18 protein-coding genes are annotated in these 18,753 nt (G+C 66.2%); 7 read left to right on the top strand and 11 right to left on the bottom strand.

Translation table 11 applies throughout. The features are described from left to right. Positions 1 to 11 precede the first annotated feature (11 nt). Positions 12 to 632, top strand: a complete 621-nt coding sequence (locus CA606_RS19675) for a thiamine phosphate synthase (RefSeq protein ID WP_181242705.1) — start codon at positions 12 to 14, stop codon at positions 630 to 632. A 6-nt stretch (positions 633 to 638) separates the two neighbouring features. Here the strand turns inward: CA606_RS19675 and CA606_RS19680 are convergent, their stop codons facing one another. Continuing rightward, a complete protein-coding gene (locus CA606_RS19680; protein WP_024266004.1) occupies positions 639 to 1,049 on the bottom strand; it encodes an NtrZ family periplasmic regulatory protein in 411 nt (136 codons plus the stop codon). Between the two features lie 253 nt (positions 1,050 to 1,302). Between CA606_RS19680 and CA606_RS19685 the strand changes: the two genes are divergently transcribed. From CA606_RS19685 to holA, 4 genes are all read left to right on the top strand, one after another. Beyond that, positions 1,303 to 1,830, top strand: coding sequence for a DUF3576 domain-containing protein (locus CA606_RS19685; RefSeq protein ID WP_181242706.1), 528 nt, complete (start codon positions 1,303 to 1,305; stop codon positions 1,828 to 1,830). A 137-nt stretch (positions 1,831 to 1,967) separates the two neighbouring features. Then, positions 1,968 to 4,565, top strand: a complete 2,598-nt coding sequence (gene leuS / locus CA606_RS19690; protein ID WP_096052986.1) for a leucine--tRNA ligase — start codon at positions 1,968 to 1,970, stop codon at positions 4,563 to 4,565. 11 nt (positions 4,566 to 4,576) lie between these two features. After that, a complete protein-coding gene (gene lptE, locus CA606_RS19695; RefSeq protein ID WP_096052985.1) occupies positions 4,577 to 5,077 on the top strand; it encodes an LPS assembly lipoprotein LptE in 501 nt (166 codons plus the stop codon). Positions 5,078 to 5,082: 5 nt separating this feature from the next. Beyond that, on the top strand, positions 5,083 to 6,135 hold the full coding sequence (gene holA, locus CA606_RS19700; protein ID WP_096052984.1) for a DNA polymerase III subunit delta: 1,053 nt from the start codon (positions 5,083 to 5,085) through the stop codon (positions 6,133 to 6,135). 238 nt (positions 6,136 to 6,373) lie between these two features. Here the strand turns inward: holA and CA606_RS19705 are convergent, their stop codons facing one another. The 6 genes from CA606_RS19705 to CA606_RS19730 form a co-directional block, all read right to left on the bottom strand. Continuing rightward, positions 6,374 to 7,288: a ParB/RepB/Spo0J family partition protein gene (locus CA606_RS19705; protein ID WP_096052983.1), complete on the bottom strand. Its 915-nt coding sequence runs from the start codon at positions 7,286 to 7,288 to the stop codon at positions 6,374 to 6,376. A 37-nt stretch (positions 7,289 to 7,325) separates the two neighbouring features. After that, a complete protein-coding gene (locus CA606_RS19710) occupies positions 7,326 to 8,129 on the bottom strand; it encodes a ParA family protein (RefSeq protein ID WP_096052982.1) in 804 nt (267 codons plus the stop codon). After that, positions 8,119 to 8,769, bottom strand: a complete 651-nt coding sequence (rsmG, locus tag CA606_RS19715; protein ID WP_096052981.1) for a 16S rRNA (guanine(527)-N(7))-methyltransferase RsmG — start codon at positions 8,767 to 8,769, stop codon at positions 8,119 to 8,121. Before rsmG ends, CA606_RS19710 begins: the two co-directional genes overlap by 11 nt. Beyond that, positions 8,759 to 10,615, bottom strand: coding sequence for a tRNA uridine-5-carboxymethylaminomethyl(34) synthesis enzyme MnmG (gene mnmG, locus CA606_RS19720; RefSeq protein WP_181242707.1), 1,857 nt, complete (start codon positions 10,613 to 10,615; stop codon positions 8,759 to 8,761). Before mnmG ends, rsmG begins: the two co-directional genes overlap by 11 nt. Before the next feature lie 171 nt (positions 10,616 to 10,786). Continuing rightward, complete coding sequence (gene mnmE / locus CA606_RS19725) at positions 10,787 to 12,127, bottom strand: tRNA uridine-5-carboxymethylaminomethyl(34) synthesis GTPase MnmE (protein ID WP_096052979.1); 1,341 nt, start codon at positions 12,125 to 12,127, stop codon at positions 10,787 to 10,789. A gap of 4 nt (positions 12,128 to 12,131) precedes the next feature. Next, positions 12,132 to 12,389 carry a DUF6489 family protein gene (locus CA606_RS19730; RefSeq protein WP_096052978.1) on the bottom strand — a complete coding sequence of 86 codons (258 nt, stop codon included), beginning with the start codon at positions 12,387 to 12,389 and terminating at the stop codon, positions 12,132 to 12,134. A 126-nt stretch (positions 12,390 to 12,515) separates the two neighbouring features. Here CA606_RS19730 and CA606_RS19735 point away from each other — a divergent pair, with 126 nt between their 5' ends. After that, complete coding sequence (locus CA606_RS19735; protein ID WP_096052977.1) at positions 12,516 to 13,211, top strand: dienelactone hydrolase family protein; 696 nt, start codon at positions 12,516 to 12,518, stop codon at positions 13,209 to 13,211. Beyond that, positions 13,211 to 14,176, top strand: a complete 966-nt coding sequence (locus tag CA606_RS19740; protein ID WP_096052976.1) for a quinone oxidoreductase family protein — start codon at positions 13,211 to 13,213, stop codon at positions 14,174 to 14,176. The genes CA606_RS19735 and CA606_RS19740 overlap by 1 nt, the downstream gene beginning before the upstream one ends. An 81-nt stretch (positions 14,177 to 14,257) precedes the next feature. Here the strand turns inward: CA606_RS19740 and rho are convergent, their stop codons facing one another. The 4 genes from rho to hemE all read right to left on the bottom strand — a co-directional run bounded on the left by rho (position 14,258) and on the right by hemE (position 18,508). Beyond that, complete coding sequence (rho, locus tag CA606_RS19745) at positions 14,258 to 15,691, bottom strand: transcription termination factor Rho (RefSeq protein ID WP_096052975.1); 1,434 nt, start codon at positions 15,689 to 15,691, stop codon at positions 14,258 to 14,260. A 257-nt stretch (positions 15,692 to 15,948) separates the two neighbouring features. Continuing rightward, entirely contained in the window at positions 15,949 to 16,464 is a 516-nt protein-coding gene (locus CA606_RS19750) for a CopD family protein (RefSeq protein ID WP_181242708.1), read from the bottom strand. Next, positions 16,413 to 17,456 carry a ferrochelatase gene (gene hemH / locus CA606_RS19755; protein WP_096052973.1) on the bottom strand — a complete coding sequence of 348 codons (1,044 nt, stop codon included), beginning with the start codon at positions 17,454 to 17,456 and terminating at the stop codon, positions 16,413 to 16,415. Before hemH ends, CA606_RS19750 begins: the two co-directional genes overlap by 52 nt. Next, positions 17,453 to 18,508 (bottom strand): uroporphyrinogen decarboxylase, encoded by a 1,056-nt coding sequence (gene hemE / locus CA606_RS19760; RefSeq protein WP_096052972.1) that lies wholly within the window; start codon positions 18,506 to 18,508, stop codon positions 17,453 to 17,455. Before hemE ends, hemH begins: the two co-directional genes overlap by 4 nt. Positions 18,509 to 18,753: the final 245 nt, after the last annotated feature.

Here is an 18,753-nt window from a genome sequence, read left to right on the forward strand (position 1 = left end):
GGGGTCGTGCCTTGGACGGTGAGAACGAACTGGAAGCCCTGTCTAGTGCGGCCTCGGCTTTCGCGCCACGGATCGTGCGCGGGATGGCGCTGCCCCAGCTGCTGTTCTTCACCGATCCGGCGCGTGTTCCCGACCCGGAGGCCGTCGCCGAGCGTCTTCCCCAGGGCTCGGCGATCGTGTTTCGCGCTTTCGGCGCGGCGGACGCTGTTGAACAAGGCCGGCGTCTGCGGTCGATTGCGACCGCGCGGGGCCTGATGCTGCTGGTCGGCGCGCATATCGGCTTGGCCGAAGGCGTCGGCGCCGATGGTGTCCACCTGCCGGAGCGGATGGCGGCCGGCCTCCCGCGCATGCGGGCGGAACATCCGCGCTACCTGATCACCATCGCCGCCCACGATCTGATGGCCTTGAAAGCCGCAGAGCGAGCAGGCGCGGACGCCGCTGTGGTCTCGCCGGTCTTTCCCAGCAACAGCCCGTCCGCCGGAGAACCCTTGGGGTTGGAGGGTTTGGCGCAGCTGATCAACGCCACGACCCTGCCCGTCTACGCCTTGGGCGGTGTCAGGGCGCGAACGGTCGCATCGCTGGCGGGCAGCGGCGTGGTCGGCATAGCGGCGGTTGAGGCTCTGGCGGGCTGAAGCCGCTTAGAACTTGAACGCAGTTTCTAGGCGCACGCGCGGCGCGGGGTCGGCCTGCTGGGCCTTGCGGGCGGCAAGGGCGGGATTGGTCTCGCCCAGGCTGACGGCGCCGCCGACACGGATCGACGGCGTGACCTTGAAGTAGGCGCCGGCCTTGACGTCCTGCAGTTCCATTTCGCGGCTGGAGGGCTGGTCTAGGTCCAGCTTCAGGCCCCAGCGGCCCTTCTTGGCGTCCCAACGCAGGGTGCGCTTGTCGTCGCGCGGGTACTGAACGCCTGCGGCGGCGCTGGTGAAGTCGTTCTTGACGGTGAAGTCGGGGGCGACCGCGTGCGGCTTGGCCTGCGCGAACGCCGTAGCAGCCGATCCCGTCAGGATCAGCGCGGCGGTCCCCGCCAAGATGAAACGCGTCGCGACCATCGCTACTCGCCGCCTATACTCAGTTGTCCCCACTCGCTCCATGTAGGAACGAGCCCCTTACATTGCGATTAAAGGCTTGGCTGGAACGCGGTCAACCGGCGTTTGGTCGCACGGACCCGGACAATCGACGATTCAATCGACTCCTGTGGCGGTGAGGTCACGCGATTCCTGTTTTGAGGCGGCGCAGCCATGCTATAGACCGGCTCCCGGCCGCGGGGGCGCGCCTGGACGCGCGAACAGCGTCGGCGAGACATTGGAGCGAGGTACTATGGCGTTTGAGCGTGGGTCTGTGATGCGCGGTGTCGCCGCGGGCGTCCTGGCTCTGTCGATGCTGGGCGTTACGGCATGCGCCAGCAACAAAGCCCCCAAGACGTTTTCCGGCCAGAGCGAAGAGCCGGGCCTGAACCCGTTCAAGCGCTTTGGCGGAGGCGCCAAGGCGCCGACGACCGAAGGGTCGATCGGCGTGAACGGCTATCTGTGGCGCGCGAGCCTGGACACCCTGGCCTTCATGCCCCTGGCCTCGGCCGACCCGTACGGCGGCGTGATCGTCACCGACTGGTACGTGAACCCCGAGACCCCGGCCGAGCGTTTCAAGGCCACGGTCTACATCCTGGACACCCGCCTGCGCGCCGATGGTCTGAACGTCACCGTGTTCAAGCAGACCAAGGACATCAATGGCGCCTGGGCTGACACCCCCGTTTCGGACCAGACCGCCGCCGACATCGAAAACGCGATCCTGACGCGCGCGCGTCAGCTTCGACTTTCGAACATCAAGGGCTAAGGCCCGGTCGGGTCTCAGCCTTCGGGCTGGGACCCGTTCCATCTCCGATTTTCCGCGCGCCTGGACCGCGAAACCGCTTATGACATCGCGGACGCTCCTCCCGGGCGCGCTTTCCGCCGATCAAGACCTGGTTTCCGATGGCCCGCTACAATCCCAAAGACACCGAGCCCAAGTGGCGTGAAGCCTGGGCGAAGGCCGACGTCTTCAAGACCGGCGAAATCAACGACGGCCGTCCGAAATACTACGTGCTCGAGATGTTCCCGTATCCGTCGGGCCGCATCCACATGGGCCACGTACGCAACTACGCCATGGGCGACGTCGTGGCCCGCTACAAGCGCGCCCAGGGCTTCAACGTCCTGCACCCGATGGGCTGGGACGCGTTTGGCATGCCGGCCGAGAACGCGGCCATGGAGCGCGGCGTCCACCCCAAGGGCTGGACCTATGACAACATCGCCGCCATGCGCGAGCAGCTGAAGTCGCTGGGTATCTCGGTCGACTGGTCGCGCGAGTTCGCCACCTGCGACCCGGAATATTACGGCAAGCAGCAGGCTTGGTTCCTGCGCCTGCTGAAGCGTGGCCTGGTCTATCGCAAGGAAGCCTCGGTCAACTGGGACCCGGTCGATATGACCGTTCTGGCCAACGAACAGGTCATCGACGGCAAGGGCTGGCGCTCGGGCGCGGTCGTCGAGAAGCGCAAGCTGACCCAGTGGTTCCTGCGCATCACCGACTACGCCGACGCCCTGATCGACGGCCTGAAGACCCTGGACCGCTGGCCCGACAAGGTTCGCCTGATGCAGGAGAATTGGATCGGCCGCTCCAAGGGCCTGCGCTTCAGGTTCCAGTTTGCCAATTCCAATGGGGGCGAAGCGCCGGACGGCCTGGCCGAAGGGCTGGAGGTCTACACGACCCGTCCCGACACCCTGTTCGGCGCAAGCTTCGTCGGCATCGCGCCCGAGCACCCGCTGGCCGAGCAGCTGGCGGTCGAGAACCCGCAGATCCAGCAATTCATCGCCGACTGCCGCAAGGGCGGCACCTCGGAAGCCGAGATCGAGAGCGCCGAGAAGCTGGGCTACGACACCGGCCTGCGGGTCAAGCACCCGCTGGACCCCTCGATCACCCTGCCCGTCTGGATCGCCAACTTCATCCTGATGGACTATGGCACGGGCGCGATCTTCGCCTGCCCGGCCCACGACCAGCGCGACCTGGACTTCGCCAGAAAGTACGACCTGCCAGTGCTGCCGGTGGTGCTGCCCAATGGCGAGGACCCGGCGACCTTCACGGTCGGCAAGGAGGCCTATGTCGGCCCCGGCAAGATCTTCAATTCGGAATTCCTGGACGGGATGGACGTCGAGACCGCCAAGGCCGAGGCCGTGGCGCGCATCGAGGCCGCCGGCCAAGGCCAGGGCGCGACCGTCTATCGCCTGCGCGACTGGGGCGTTTCGCGCCAGCGCTACTGGGGTTGCCCAATCCCGGTGATCCACTGCGCCACATGCGGCGTCGTGCCCGTGCCGGAAGACCAACTGCCGGTCGCCCTGCCCGACGACGTCACCTTCGACAAGCCCGGCAACCCGCTGCTGCGCCACCCGACCTGGCGTCACACGACCTGTCCGTCGTGCGGCGGCGCGGCCGAGCGTGAAACCGACACGCTGGATACGTTCATCGACTCCAGCTGGTACTTCGCGCGCTTCGCCGACACGCAGGCCGCCGAGCCGGTCGGCAAGGACGCCGCCGACCACTGGCTGCCGGTCGACCAGTATATCGGCGGCGTCGAGCACGCGATCCTGCACCTGCTGTACGCCCGCTTCATCACCCGCGCCCTGAAGGACGAGGGCCTGCTGTCGGTCGAAGAGCCCTTCGCGGGCCTGTTCACCCAGGGCATGGTCACCCACGAAGCCTACAAGAACGAGGCCGGCGAATGGGTCGAACCCTCGGAGGTGGTGATCACCGCCGAAGGCAATAGCCGCACCGCCAAGCACGCCAAGACCGGCGCGCCGATCCTCATCGGCGACATCGAAAAGATGTCGAAGTCGAAGAAGAACGTCGTGGCGCCGGAGGACATCTTCGAGGCCTACGGCGTCGATAGCGCCCGCCTGTTCGTGATGTCCGACAGCCCGCCCGAGCGCGACGTTCAATGGACGAACTCGGGGGTCGAAGGCTCCTGGCGCTTTACGCACCGCCTGTGGAACGAGTTCGACAGCCAGCCGGCTGGCGATTTCGCCCACGACGACAGCGACGAGGCGGCTCTCGCCCTGCGCAAGGCCGCGCACAAGCTGATCGGCTTCGTCACCGACAGCATCGAGGGCTTCCGGTTCAACAGCGGTGTGGCGCGCCTGTACGAGTTCCTGAACGCCCTCAAAGCCGCCCCGGCCGAAGGCGCGTCGGAGGCCGTTCTGGCCGCCCGCGCCGAGGCCTTGCACATCCTGGCGCGTCTGGTCGCCCCGTTCACGCCCCACCTGGCCGAAGAAGCCTGGGCGCGGATCGGCGGCGAGGGCATGGTCGTCAATGCGCCCTGGCCGAAGGCGGATCCCAGCCTGGCCGCCGACGACGAGCGCGTCCTGCCGATCCAGATCAACGGCAAGCGCCGGGGTGAGATCAAGGTCAAGGCCGGCGCTCCGGATGACGAGGTCCAGAAAATCGCTCTGGCGGATCCGAACGTCCTGGCCCACCTTGAGGGCCTGACGGTCCGCAAGGTGATCGTGGTCAAGGACCGTATCGTCAATATCGTGGCCAACTGAGACCCCAAGCGATGAAACGCACCCTGGCGGCGGCCGTCCTGGCCCTTTCGACGATGGCTCTGTCGGCTTGCGCGGGCTTTACGCCCCTGTATGGCCGTCCCGGGGTCGAGGGCGGGCTTTCCAGCATCGAGACCGTCGCGGCCGAGGGACGCGGCGGCTACCTGCTGCGCGAGCAGCTCGACGACGCCCTGGCCCATCGCCCCGGCTCGCCCGCCGCCTACAAGCTCTATTTCTCGGTCAATGAGCAGCGTTTCGCACGCGGTGTCCGCCTTGATAACGTCGCCAACCGCTATGAACTGCGGATGAGCGTCGACTGGCGCCTGCTGGACGCCAAGAGCGGCTCTGAGGTTCACAAGGGCCGCACGGACGTCTCGGTGACCTACGACTCCGCCGACCAGCCCTATGCCGCCATCGCGGCTCAGCAAGACGGCCAGGAGCGCGCTGCGGTCGAGGCCGCGCGCAAGATCCAGTTGGACCTCGCCACCTGGCTGGCGGGCAAGAAGCCGGCCTGACCTAGATGATCCTGTCCAAGCGTCCGGACGTCGAGCGCTTCCTCAGGGAGCCGACCCCGGACATCCGGGCTGTCGTGATCTACGGCAAGGACCGGGGCGTCGTGCGTGATCGGGCCAATGCGCTGGCGCGGCGTGTGGTCGAGCGCCCGGACGACCCCTTCGACACAGCGCAACTCACCGATAGCGATCTGGATTCCGACCCCGCCAAGCTTGAGGACGAGCTGTCGGCGATGTCGCTGATGGGCGGCCGCCGATTGGTGCGCCTGCGACTCTCAGGCGAGAAGGCCGGGCCCGACAAGCAGGCCGCCGAAGCCTTGACCCGCCATGTCGAGGGCCAGCTCAATCCCGACGCCTTCTTCCTGGTCGAGGCCGGCGCCCTGGGACGGGACTCTCAGCTGCGCAAGGTCGGCGAGAAGGCCAGCGGCTGCGCCGTCATTCCCTGCTACGAGGACGAGGCCGGAGACCTGGCTCGCCTGACCCGCGACACCCTGGCCAATGACAAGGTCAGCCTGAACAGCGAGGCCCTGGACCTTTTCGTTTCACGCCTGCCCAAGGAACGGGGCGTGGCGCGCGCCGAGATCGAACGGCTGGCGCTCTATCTTGGCCCAGGCAGCGGGATCAACGCCACCGCCGCCGACCTGACTGACTTCCTCGGCGTCGAACCCGAAGCCTCGCTCAGCGACGCCGCCGCCGACGCGTTCGGGGGCAAGGTGGGCGCGGCGCAGCAGGCCCTGCGGCGCGCCGCCGCCGAGGGTGAAGGCGGTCCGGCGGCCGTCAGGGCGATGGGCTATTATCTGGGTCGCCTTCGCCGCGTCCTGACCCTGCACAAGAACGGTGTCGACCTGCAGGCCGCCGCCAAGGCCGCCGGTGTCTTCTGGAAACAGGAGCGAGAATTCCTGCGTCAGGCCCGCGCCTGGAACCTGGAAGCCATCCTGGAGATCCAGGGCGAGATCCTGATCGCCGATCGGGCCTGCAAGACCTCCGGCTCGCCCGATCAGCTGATCGCCGAACGCCTGGCCCTGATGATCGCCGGTCGCGCGCGTCGGTTGGGGCTGTAGACGCTCAGGACGGCCTGGACGCCCAAAATACGAGCCTTTGAGCCGCTGTGGATGCTTTCCAGGAAAGCCTTGTTGCACAACTGCTTGCGACCAATATCGCCAGACGGCGCCCTGCTCTCACGAAAACGGCGCCTCCCCGAGTACGGAAAGGCGCCGCTTGGTGCGCGACAGAGGCGATTTTGAAAGGGTGATTTTGCACCCGAAAACCGGGCGATCGCACCGATTTGCGTGCGCCTGATCAGACCCCGCGCGTCAGCCGGTTGCAGAGGTCGTCCAGCTGTTCCAGCGTCGCATAGGTGATCGTCAAGGTCCCCGTCGAACCGCGGTGGTCGATCGAGACATCCAGGCCCAGCACCGACGAGAGGTCAGACTCCAAAGCTTGGGTGTCGGTGTCCTTCACCCGCGGCGGGCGACCGCCCTTGCTTTTGCCTGCGCCGGGGTTCGGCGCCTTGCGGGCCAGCGCCTCGGTCTCGCGAACGGACAATCCGCCCTCGATGATCTGCTTGGCGAGGGCCACCGGGTCGGCCGCGGCGGCGATGGCGCGCGCGTGGCCGGCGGTCAGCTCGCCGCTAACCAGGTAGGACTGAACCTCGTCCGGTAGGGCCAGCAGGCGCATGGTGTTGGCCACGTGGCTGCGGCTCTTGCCGATGGTCTGGGCGATGTTCTCCTGGGTGCGCTCGAACTTCTCCATCAGCACCTTGTAGGAGAGCGCCTCTTCCAGGACGTTCAGGTCGGCGCGCTGGACGTTCTCGATGATGCCGATTTCCAGCACCGCCAGGTCGTCCAGCTCGCGCACCATGATCGGCACGGTCTTGAGCCCGGCGCGCTGAGCCGCGCGCCAACGGCGCTCGCCGGCGACGATCTGGTATTCTCCAGTGGTGTCGGGCGAAGGCCGTACCAGAATGGGCTGGAGCACGCCCTTCTCGCGGATCGAGTTGGACAGGTCCTCGAGGTCTTCCTCGCGGAAGGTCCGACGGGGCTGGTCGGGATTACGCTGCAGGATCTCGATGGGCGCTTCTCGGGACCCGCCAAGTTGCTCGCCGGGCGCCTGGGCCGGCGCGGCTTCGACCTCGCCCAGCAGGGCCGAAAGCCCTCGCCCCAGACCACGACGCCCTTCGGACATACCGGGCTCTCCCACCACGACGGACTCCATCACTATCTCAGTCAAGCTACGGTTCTTACGGTTAGGTTCAGGCGGCCTTGGCCTGGCGATCACGTTCGCGGCTGATCACCTCGCGGGCCAGCTTCAGGTAGGCCTGGCTGCCGGCGCATTTGAGATCATAGAGCAGCACGGGCTTGCCGAACGACGGCGCCTCCGAGACGCGGACATTGCGCGGGATCACCGCGTCATAGACCTTGTCGCCGAAGTGCTCGCGAACATCCTTGGCGACCTGTTCGGACAAGCTGTTGCGGCGGTCATACATGGTCAGCACAACACCTTGGATTTCCAGGCGCGGATTGAGGCTGCCACGCACCCGTTCGATCGTCCGCATCAGCTGGGTCAGACCCTCCAGAGCGAAGAACTCGCACTGCAGCGGCACGAACACCGCGTCGGCGGCGGTCATGGCGTTGACGGTCAGCACGTTCAGCGACGGCGGGCAGTCGATCAGCACATAGGTGTAGGGGCCGTTGGCGCGGATCGTCTCCAGCGCGTCGCGCAGACGGTAGGACCGGCGCGCGGTCTGACCCAGCTCGATCTCCACCCCCGAGAGGTCGGCGTCGGCCGGTATGACGTCCAGGCCGGGCAGCTCAGTCTTCACCGCAGCGTCGACCACGGGGGCCTCGCCCATCAACACGTCATAGAGCGTCGTACGACGCTGGGTGCGACCGATGCCCAACCCCGTGGAACAGTTACCCTGCGGGTCGGCGTCGATCAGCAGAACGCGCTCGCCGCAGGCGGCCAGGGCGGTGCCCAGATTGATCGCGGTCGTGGTCTTCCCCACCCCGCCCTTCTGATTGGCGATGGCCAGCACGCGGAGAGGATTAGCGGACACGGGAAAGCCTCTTCACTTGAACGATGCGGCCCCGAGGGTCGCTTTGACTGGTGCGTAGTTGGCTCTCGAACGTCCAGGCCTTGCGCGCCTCGGCGAGCTCGGCCTCGACATCCTGCCCCTTGAGGAACAGGCCCAAGGCCCCTTTGTGCAGATAGGGTTCGGCGAAGCCGAGCAGCTTGGTCATCGGGGCGCACGCGCGAGCGGTGACGACCTCGACCTTCAGCTTCAGATCTTCGGCCCGGGCGTTATGGATTTGGACGGGAAGGTCCAGATCCTTGGCCACAACCTCCAAGAAGCGACAACGCTTGGCCATCGACTCGACCAGATGCACCTTAGCCCCGGCCCTACCCTTCAGAAGTATGGCCAGGACGACGCCGGGCAGGCCAGCGCCGGCGCCCAGATCGGCCCAGGTGGTCGCGTCCGGGGCCAACGGGATCAGCTGGGCGCTGTCCAGGACGTGCCTGGTCCAGTAGGTCGCGATGGTCAGCGGCCCCACGAGGTTCATGACCTCATTCCACTCGGCCAGCAGTTCCTGGAAGCGCGCCAGGTCTTCGATCTGGGCGTCGGTGGCGCCAACCAGGGCCTGAAAGCCGGCGGCGTCCAGGGTGGTTTCAGGTGCAAGGGCGAGATCAGGCTGCACGGCCGCGCCTCACGTGGGCCAGCAGCGCCGTCAGAGCGCCAGGGGTCACGCCCTCGATCCGGGCGGCCTGGCCCAGGGTCAGCGGCCGCACGCGCGCCAGCTTCTCCCGCACCTCGTTCGAAAGACTGCCGATCTCGGCGTAATCAAGGTCAGCCGGCAGACGCAGGTCCTCGTCCTTGCGCAGGGATTCAGCGTCGGCCCGCTGGCGATCCAGATAGCCGGTATAGGCGGCCTCGATCTCGATCTGCTCGCGGACATCGGTGTTCCACGTGAAAACCTCGGGCCAGATCCGGCCGAGGTCATCGAGCGTCACATCCGGATAGGCCAGCATGGCGAAGACGTCACGGCGCACGCCATCGCTATTGACCTTGAAGCCGGCCTTCACCGCCTCATTGGGCGTCAGGGTGACCGAGCGCGCGAAGCTGCGCGCGGCGTCGAGCCGCGCCTTCTTTTCGGCCCAAGCCGCGGTGCGAACCGGTCCAACGACACCCAGCGCGATCCCCCGATCGGTCAGGCGTTGGTCGGCGTTGTCGGCGCGCAAGGTCAGGCGGAACTCGGCACGGCTGGTGAACATGCGATAGGGCTCAGTGACGCCACGGGTGACAAGGTCGTCGATCATCACGCCGATATAGGCCTCATCGCGAGCGAAGATCGCCGGCTCGCGATCCTGCACCGCCAGAGCGGCGTTGAGGCCAGCGACCAGACCCTGGGCGCCCGCCTCTTCATAGCCGGTCGTCCCGTTGATCTGTCCCGCCAGGTAGAGGCCCGGCAAGCGCTTGGTCTCCAGCGTCGGATACAGCTCGCGCGGATCGACATAGTCGTACTCGATTGCATAGCCGTAGCGGATGACTTCCACCTGCTCGAGACCAGGGATCGTCCGCAGGAACAGCAGCTGGGTCTCTTCCGAAACCGAGGTCGAAATGCCGTTCGGATAGACCGTATCGTCGTCCAGGCCCTCGGGCTCCAGGAAGATCTGGTGGCTGGTCTTGTCGGCGAAGCGGACCACCTTGTCCTCGATCGACGGGCAATAGCGCGGACCGACACCCGTGGCGCGGCCGCTATAGACCAGCGACTCGCCGATGCGCTCGGCGATGATCCGGTGGGTTTCTTCGGTGGTGTAGGTGACCCCGCAGGCGATCTGCGGCACGTCGATGCGGTCGTTCAGGTAAGAGAACGGCACGGGTGTGTCGTCGGCCGCCTGGCTCTCCAGGCGATCCCAGGCGATCGTCTTGCCGTTGAGACGCGCGGGCGTGCCGGTCTTCAGGCGTCCCATCTGGAAACCCAGACCATAGAGACGGTCCGACAGGCCGATCGCGGGTTGGTCCCCTACCCGGCCGGCGGGGATACGATCCTCGCCGCGATGGATCACGCCCTTCAGGAAGGTGCCGGTGGTCAGGATCACGCGAGGGGCGCGATAGACCTGCCCGTCCGCATCCACCGCCCCAGCGACCTTGCCGTCCTCGACAACCAGGTCCTCGGCGGCCGTCGCGATGATGTCGAGGTTTCCCGTGGAAAACAGTTCGGCCTGCATCGCCTCGCGATACAGCCGACGATCAATCTGCGAACGCGGGCCGCGCACGGCGGGGCCCTTCGAGCGGTTCAACATCCGGAACTGGATACCGGCCTTGTCGGCCATGCGCCCCATGACGCCATCCAGGGCGTCGATCTCACGGACCAGATGCCCCTTGCCCAGGCCGCCAATGGCCGGGTTGCAGGACATCTCGCCGATGGTTTCCAGTTTATGGGTCAGCAGAAGGGTGCGCGCGCCAGTGCGCGCCGAGGCGGCCGCCGCCTCGCAGCCGGCGTGACCGCCGCCGATGACAATGACATCCCAAGACTTGGACAAGACGCTCGCCTCAATGCGAACGCCCCCGGGCTTGAGCGGGGGCGCTGGACTCGATCTATACGCCAATCAGGCGAGCGGGTCGATGTGACTCATCGGCGTTTCACGTGAAACACCCCCGCCACAGCTGTGAGCGCGCTGTGGACAATATGGGGAGATGTTCCACGTGAAACATCACTTGCCGATGCAGAAGGTCGAGAACACGCGACCCAGGACATCCTCCGGATCAATCCGGCCCGAGATCCGCTCCAGGGCCCGCGCGGCCAGGCGAACGTCCTCGGCCGCCAGCTCGACCTCAAGGCCGGCATCCGATAACGCCCGATCAAGATAGCCCTTCGCCTCCGCCAGCCGCTCGGCGTGCCTCAGCCGAGTCGCGACCGGGAACTCAGCGCCCGACAGCGCCTCCGCCACGTGGGCGGCAAGCGCTGCACGAAGTGCGTGCGCCCCATCCTCGGACTTGCCGACCAGGCGCAGTACTGAGAGCCCCTCCTCCGCCCAGCGCGCCTCAATAGCCGCCAGGCTGGCCGCGTCCGCGATATCGGTCTTGTTTAGGATCAGCCAGTCGCCGGACCCGACCGCGTCGGGGCGACTCTCGGCCTGTTTCACGTGAAAACCATCGACGACCCAGAGCCGCAGATCCGCGTCCTCGGCCCAGGCCTTGGCGCGGCGAACACCTTCCGCCTCGATGACGTCTGAAGTCTCACGGATACCCGCCGTATCCGCGACCAGCACCTTGTAGCCACCTAGAACCAAAGGGACCTCGATGACGTCCCTCGTGGTGCCCGCAACGTCGGTGACGATCGCGGCGTCGCGCTCGGCAAGGCCGTTGAGCAACGTGCTCTTGCCGGCGTTGGGCGCGCCGACCAAGGCGATACGGAAGCCATCACGCACCCGACGTCCACGGGAAACGTCGGCCAGGGCCGAGTCCAGCTCGGCGCTCAATTGGCGAAGACCGGGACGGGCGCGCTCGGCGACTTCCTCGGGCAGGTCCTCGTCGGGGAAGTCCACCGCCGCTTCCAGCATGGCCAGGGCCTGAACCAGCAGATCCCGCCAGCGGTCATAGCGCTGGCTGAGGGCGCCGCCCACCTGGCCCAGGGCCTGCCGGCGCTGTGCTTCGGTTTCGGCGTCGATCAGATCGGCGACACCCTCGGCCTGGGCCAGATCGAGCTTGCCGTTCTCGAACGCTCGCCGTGTGAACTCTCCCGGCTCGGCGAGGCGCGCGCCCAGATCCGATAGGGCTCCAAGCAAGGCTTCGACAACGGCCCGGCCGCCGTGCACGTGAAACTCGACACTGTCTTCGCCCGTGTAGCTGGCGGGTCCTTCGAAGCGCAGCACCAGCGCCTCGTCCAGCGCCACGCCATCCTTCTTCAAGGTTCGAACCGCCGCCAAACGGGGTGGCGGCAGGCGACCACAAAGAGCAGCGGCGATCTCTGCAGACCGGGGACCCGACACCCGCACCACGGCCACTGCGGCGCGCCCGGCCGCCGTGGCCAGGGCGAAGATCGTATCCGTCATGGCCTCAGTCGCGCTTCGGGGTCACGCCGCCAACCGCCGCGCCCGCGGCGGCCGTCATGAGCTTGCGGAACGACTCCTGAGCCCCAGCCCCGAAAGCCATCCAGTTCTTCATCAGTTCCTCAGGCGCCAACATGGCCATGTTGGCGTCCATGCGGTTCTGCATCTCCTTGACCAGGTGGTCGTTCAAGGCGCTCACATCGGGCAGGCCCAGAAAGGCGCGCGCCTCCACCGGGGTGCAGTCGATCTCGATCGTCATCTTCATCAGAGGTTCCCTTCGGTCAGGGCACGATTTTGTTATGGGGCAAGCCCGCCGGGTCAGGGTAGAGCGCTTCGGTCGAAAGTCACATTGGTCCTGTAGACAAGGACCCGAAAGCGACGGAGAGCCCCGATGAGCGAGACCCTCACGATCAATACCCCGGATGGCGCCTTCTCGGCCTATGCGGCGCGCCCTAACGCGGCGAGCGCTCCGGCCATCGTCGTGATCCAGGAGATCTTTGGCGTCAACAAGGTGATGCGCGACATCTGTGACGGCTTGGCCGCCCAGGGCTTTGTCGCCATCTGCCCCGACCTGTTCTGGCGGATCGAGCCGGGCATCGACATCACCGACCAGAGCGAAGCTGAATGGAAGAAGGCGTTCGAGCTGTTCAACGCGTTCGACGTGGACGCCGGTGTCTCGGACATCGCCGCGACCATCGCCGCCGCCCGCAAGCTGGACGGCGTCAGCGGCAAGGTCGGCGCGGTCGGCTACTGCCTGGGCGGCCTGCTGGCCTTCCTCACCGCGACCCGCACCGACATCGACGCGGCGGTCTCCTACTACGGCGTCGGGATCGAGAAGCATGTCGGCGAGGCCGAGAAGCTGAACCATCCCTTGCTGATGCATATCGCGGAGAAGGATCAGTTCGTGCCGCCCGAAGCCCAGCAGCTGATCCTCAACGCGCTCAAGGATCACCCGCAGATCGAGGTCCACACCTACGAAGGCCGCGATCACGCCTTCGCGCGTGAGGGCGGTGCGCACTATGACGCGGCCGACGCGGCCAAGGCCAATGGCCGCAGCCTGACCTTCTTCCAGAAGGCGCTCGCCTGATGCTGGCGGTCCAAGCCATCAGGACCGGCGGCCCCGAGGTTCTGGAGGTCGTTGATCTTCCCCTGCCCTCGCCGGGTCCCGGTCAAATCCTCGTCCGCCACCAGGCGGTGGGTCTGAACTATATCGACACCTATCATCGGTCCGGCCTGTATCCCGTGAAAACCCCGCTGGTGATCGGGCTGGAAGCGGCGGGCGTGGTCGAAGCCGTTGGCGAAGCGGTCACTCGGTTCAAGGCCGGTGATCGGGTGGCCTATAACGGAACCATGGGCGCCTATGCCGAAGCCGCCGTCGTACCGGCGGAGCGCGCGGTGCTGGTTCCCGACGGTGTCAGCCTGGAGGTCGCGGCGGCCGCTCTGTTGAAGGGCATGACCGCCGAGTTTCTGGTGCGTCGATGTTTCCACGTGAAACAAGGCGACTGGGTTCTGGTCCATGCGGCGGCCGGCGGCGTCGGACAGATCCTGGTGCAATGGTGCAAGGCCCTTGGCGCCACGGTGGTGGCCACAGTGGGATCGACGGCGAAGGCCACGATCGCTCGCGATCTCGGCGCCGACCATGTCATCGACTACAGCCACGAAGATGTCGCGGCTCGGGTCGCCGAACTCACGGCCGGCCAGGGCGTGGCGGTCGTCTATGACGGTGTCGGCAAGGATACCTGGGAGGCCAGTCTAGCCAGCCTCGCCCGGCGCGGCATGCTGGTGACGTTCGGTAACGCCTCGGGTCCGGCCCCCGCCTTCCCTCCGCTGGCGCTGGCGCCGAAGTCGGCCTTCGTCACCCGGCCCAAGCTGTTCGACTACATCGTCACGACAGCGGAGCTGGACGAAAGCGCCGAGGCGCTGTTTGCGGTGCTCGCCTCGGGCGCCGTCAAGATCGACATCGGCCAGACCTTCCCGCTCGCCGAAGCCCGCGCCGCGCACGAAGCGCTGGAAGGCCGTAGGACCGTGGGCGCCACCCTGCTGATCCCGTAGGGCCTTACCCAGTACGACCCAACAAAAAAGGCGCCGGGTAGCACCGGCGCCTTTTCCGTTTCGGGATGAGTCTGCTTGGACTCAGGTGTTCATCGACTGGAAGAAGTCCCCGTTCGTCTTCGACTGGCGCAGCTTGTCCAGCAGGAACTCGATCGCGTCCGACGCGCCCATCGGGTTGAGGATGCGGCGCAGGACATAGGTCTTCTGCAGCTGGTCGCGCGGCGTGATGAGCTCTTCCTTGCGGGTGCCGGACTTGAGCACGTCGATGGCCGGGAAGATGCGCTTGTCGGCGACCTTGCGGTCCAGGACGATTTCCGAGTTACCGGTGCCCTTGAACTCTTCGAAGATGACTTCGTCCATTCGGCTGCCGGTGTCGATCAGGGCCGTGGCGATGATTGACAGCGAGCCGCCCTCTTCCACATTCCGCGCCGCGCCGAAGAAGCGCTTCGGGCGCTGCAGGGCGTTGGCGTCGACACCGCCGGTCAGCACCTTGCCCGACGACGGGACCGTGGTGTTGTAGGCGCGGCCCAGACGCGTGACCGAGTCCAGCAGGATGACGACGTCGCGCTTGTGTTCGACCAGGCGCTTGGCCTTCTCGATGACCATCTCGGCCACCTGGACGTGGCGCGTGGCCGGCTCGTCGAAGGTCGAGGCGATGACCTCGCCCTTCACCGTGCGCTGCATGTCGGTGACTTCTTCCGGGCGCTCGTCGATCAAAAGGACGATCAGGTAGCACTCGGGGTGGTTGGTCTCGATCGACTTGGCGATGTTCTGCAGCATCACCGTCTTACCCACGCGCGGCGGGGCGACGATCAGGCAGCGCTGGCCCTTGCCCAGCGGGGCGACGATGTCGATCACCCGGCCCGAGCGATCCTTCACGGTCGGATCGGGCAGCTCCATGTTCAGGCGCTCTTCGGGATAGAGCGGCGTTAGGTTGTCGAAGTGCACCTTGTGGCGCACGTTGTCGGGGCTCTCGAAATTGATCTTGGTGACGCTGGTCAGGGCGAAGTAGCGCTCGCCCTCCCGCGGCGATCGGATCGCGCCCTCGACGCTGTCGCCGGTGCGCAGGCCATACTTCCGGATCTGCGACGGCGAGACGTAGATATCGTCCGGACCCGGCAGGTAGTTGGCTTCCGGCGAGCGCAGGAAGCCAAAGCCGTCCTGCAGCACTTCCATGGTGCCCGAGCCCGAGATCTCCACGCCTTCTTCGGCGAGGGTCTTCAGGATCGCGAACATCATGTCCTGCTTGCGCATGGAGTTGGCGTTCTCGACCTCGAAGGTCTCGGCGAAGGCCAGCAGGTCGGCCGGGGATTTCTCCTTCAGCTCCTGGAGGGACATCGACTTGAGGCCGAGCGCCGCGACGGCGGCGGCGATGTCGCTGCCTTCGTCGTCGCCCTCGCCTTCCGCTCCGGCGTCGACTGTGGCTTCGGTGGTGACGTCAGCCGTATCGGCGACGGTGTCTTCAATGGTCGCCTCTTCGGCGGTCGGAACCTGGTTTTCGGTGTCTTCGGTCATGACAAGACTCAAGAATGGGCGCGGTCCCCACGACGGAGTCCGGCCGATAGAATGGCGATGGTCACATCCGGTGAACCGGATATGCGCGTCTGTTGACGATGACGCGGATCGTTCGGGGAACGGACTTGCGGCGGGATCGCTCGCGGGGCGCGCCAGGACGGGCGCCAGTCCGTGGAAGAGATGGCCCGGCGAGAGCCGAACCGACCGTGGATGCAAACCACGCGGACGGCGGCGGGTCAAGCGCCGCCACCGGAAGCTCAGTGGTTGAGGAACTTCGTGGTCACCGAGATCACGATGATGATCGCTAGGACGAAGGGGATTTCGTTGACCGTCCGCCAGAACTTCTCCGAGCGGACATTCTCACCCCGCTCGAACTTCTTGCGCGAGGCCGACAGGAAACCGTGGAAGCCGTAGAGGCCGACAAGCGCAACCAGCTTGGCGACCATCCAGGGCTGCAGCAGGAAGTCCCAGCCGCGGATCTGACCATCCGCCAGGATCAGGCCCAGGCCAAACACCGCGGTCGCGATCGAGGCGGGATTGATGATGCCGCGCAGAAGGCGGCGCTCCATGACCTTGAAGGTCTCGTCCATCTGGGAGCCCGGCGTCGCCTGGGTGTGATAAACGAACAGGCGCGGCAGATAGAGCATGCCGGCCATGAAGGCGATCACCGCCAAGATGTGCAGCCCGCGCACCAGGTTGAAGTGCGCCACCAGGAAGTCCATCACGCCGACGCTCCTTGTCGGCACGGACATTTCGACCAATCCGCGCCACACCGCCAGCCGCAGGCCGACGACACCGTCCCCGGCGCCTTGCCCACTGAGTCACGCACGGCCTTGGCGAGGCCGTCGATGAACTCCGGGGCTGTGCCCAGGGCCGCCACACGCAGATAGGGCGCGACGCCCACCTCTTCGGCCAGCTCGGCATATTCGTGGTCCAGCTCGACCAGGGTCTCGACGTGTTCTGAGACAAAGGCGATCGGGGTGAGCATAAGCCCCTTGCCTTCGGCGCCAGCGCGGCGGATCTCATCATCGGTCGATGGGCCGATCCACTTCAGCGGTCCGACCCGGCTCTGGTAACAGACGGTCCATTCGATCTGCGGCGGAAGATGCGCGGCGACGGCAGCGGCGGTGGCCTCGACCTGCTTCTGATAGGGATCGCCCGCCAGGATCACCTTCTCCGGCAGACCATGGGCCGAGAACAGCAAGCGGATGTTCGTCGGCGAGCCGGCCTTTTCCCAAGACTCGCGGATCATCCGGGCGTGAGCCTCGATCAGCCCGCCTTCGGTGGGGTAGCAGCCGACCGTGGTCTGCACGCCTGAGCCCTTGTAGGTCTTCTTCCAAGCCTTCAACGACGAGCCCGTCGTCGTCGTCGAAAACTGCGGATAGAGCGGCAGCAGCACCACCTGGTCAGGCGCGAAGGCCGCGACCTGACGCGCCGTCTCGTCCGTGAACGGATGCCAGTAGCGCATGGCGATGAAGCACTTGGCTTCGACCCCCGGCATGGCCAGGGCCAAGGCGGCCTCTAGCGCACGAGCCTGCTTTTCCGTTTCGGGCAGCAAGGGCGAGCCGCCGCCCATGATCGCGTAATTGGCCTTGGCCGACTTTTCGCGCGTGGTCGAGATCAACGCCGCCAGCGGATAGCGGATCGGCGCCGGCGCCCCGATGATCGCCGGATCGCGGAAAAGGTTGAACAGAAACGGGCGAACCGCGTCGGGGCCATCGGGCCCGCCAAGATTGAAAAGAACGACGGCGAGCTTCTGGGTCATTGGCCCACCTTCTGTCCGGTCACACGTTCAAGCACCGCCTCGACGTGGGCGATCGGCGTATCAGGCAGGATGCCGTGACCCAGGTTGAAGATATAGGGGCCCTGGTTCCACTGCTCGAGCATCTCGTCGACACGCTTCAACAGCGCATCGCCGCCGGCGCGGAGCAGCAGCGGGTCCAGCGCCCCCTGGATGGTCTTGGTCTTCTGGATCGTCTGGCCAAGCTTGGCCGAGGCCGAGGTGTCCAGCGCCACGCCCTGCACGGGGGTTCTGGCGGCGTAGTCCTCGACCAGGGTCCCGGCTCCGCGCGGGAAGCCGATGATCGGCACGGTGACGCCCCGCGCCCGCAGGCCTTCGATGATCCGGATATGCGGCTGGGTGACCAGACGGTCGAACAGCGGTTCCGACAGACCCTCGGCCCAGCTCTCGAACAGCTTCAGCGCCTGGGCGCCGGCATCGACCTGCATGGCCAGATAGTCGATCGTTGCGTCGACCAGAACCTGGATCATCGCGTCCAGCATCTCTGGGTTCCGATAGGCGAAGGTGCGTGCGCCGCTTCGGTCGCTGGAGCCCTTCTCGATCATATAGGTCGCCACGGTCCAGGGCGCGCCGGCGAAACCGATCAGGGCCTTGTCCGGATCAAGCGCCGCGCGAACCCGCGTCAGCGTCTCCCCGACCAGCGAAAGGGCCTTGCCCGCCTCCCCGGCCTTCTCAGCCATGGACTCCACGGACGGCATATCGCCGAGCTTGGGACCCTCGCCGGCTTCGAACCAGACCTTCTGGCCCAGAGCCCCCGGGATCAGCAGGATGTCCGCAAAGACGATCGAGGCGTCGAAGGGAAACCGCCGCATGGGCTGCAGCGTAACCTCTGCGGCCTTCTCTGGATCAAAGCAGAAGCTGATGAAGTCCGGCGCTGTCGCACGCACCGCGCGATACTCCGGCAGATACCGGCCCGCCTGGCGCATGAACCACACCGGAGGGTTCGCATGCGACTGGCCCTGCAGCGCGGAGAGAAACTTCGGTGTCTGCTTTAGGTTCGGAGAGGAAGACGTCATGGACCGGGTTAAAGCCCGGCGCGGGCTCCGGCTCAAGCCCGCACGTCCCTTAAGATCTTTCTAACATATCTTAATAAGAAATTAAGATTGTAGGCAGGAGCGGATGGGCAACTGCAAACTGGGGAAAACGCCTGAGAGGCGAGTGACTCGCACACGCCGTCCCGGCTTTCCCCCAGGCCTTCCCACATGGGGTTAACGCGCTGTTAATCATGTGGATGGATGACCAGCGCCTTGAAGACCTTAAT

The sequence above is a fragment of the Caulobacter vibrioides genome, assembly GCF_002310375.3.
GTDB lineage: Bacteria > Pseudomonadota > Alphaproteobacteria > Caulobacterales > Caulobacteraceae > Caulobacter > Caulobacter vibrioides_D.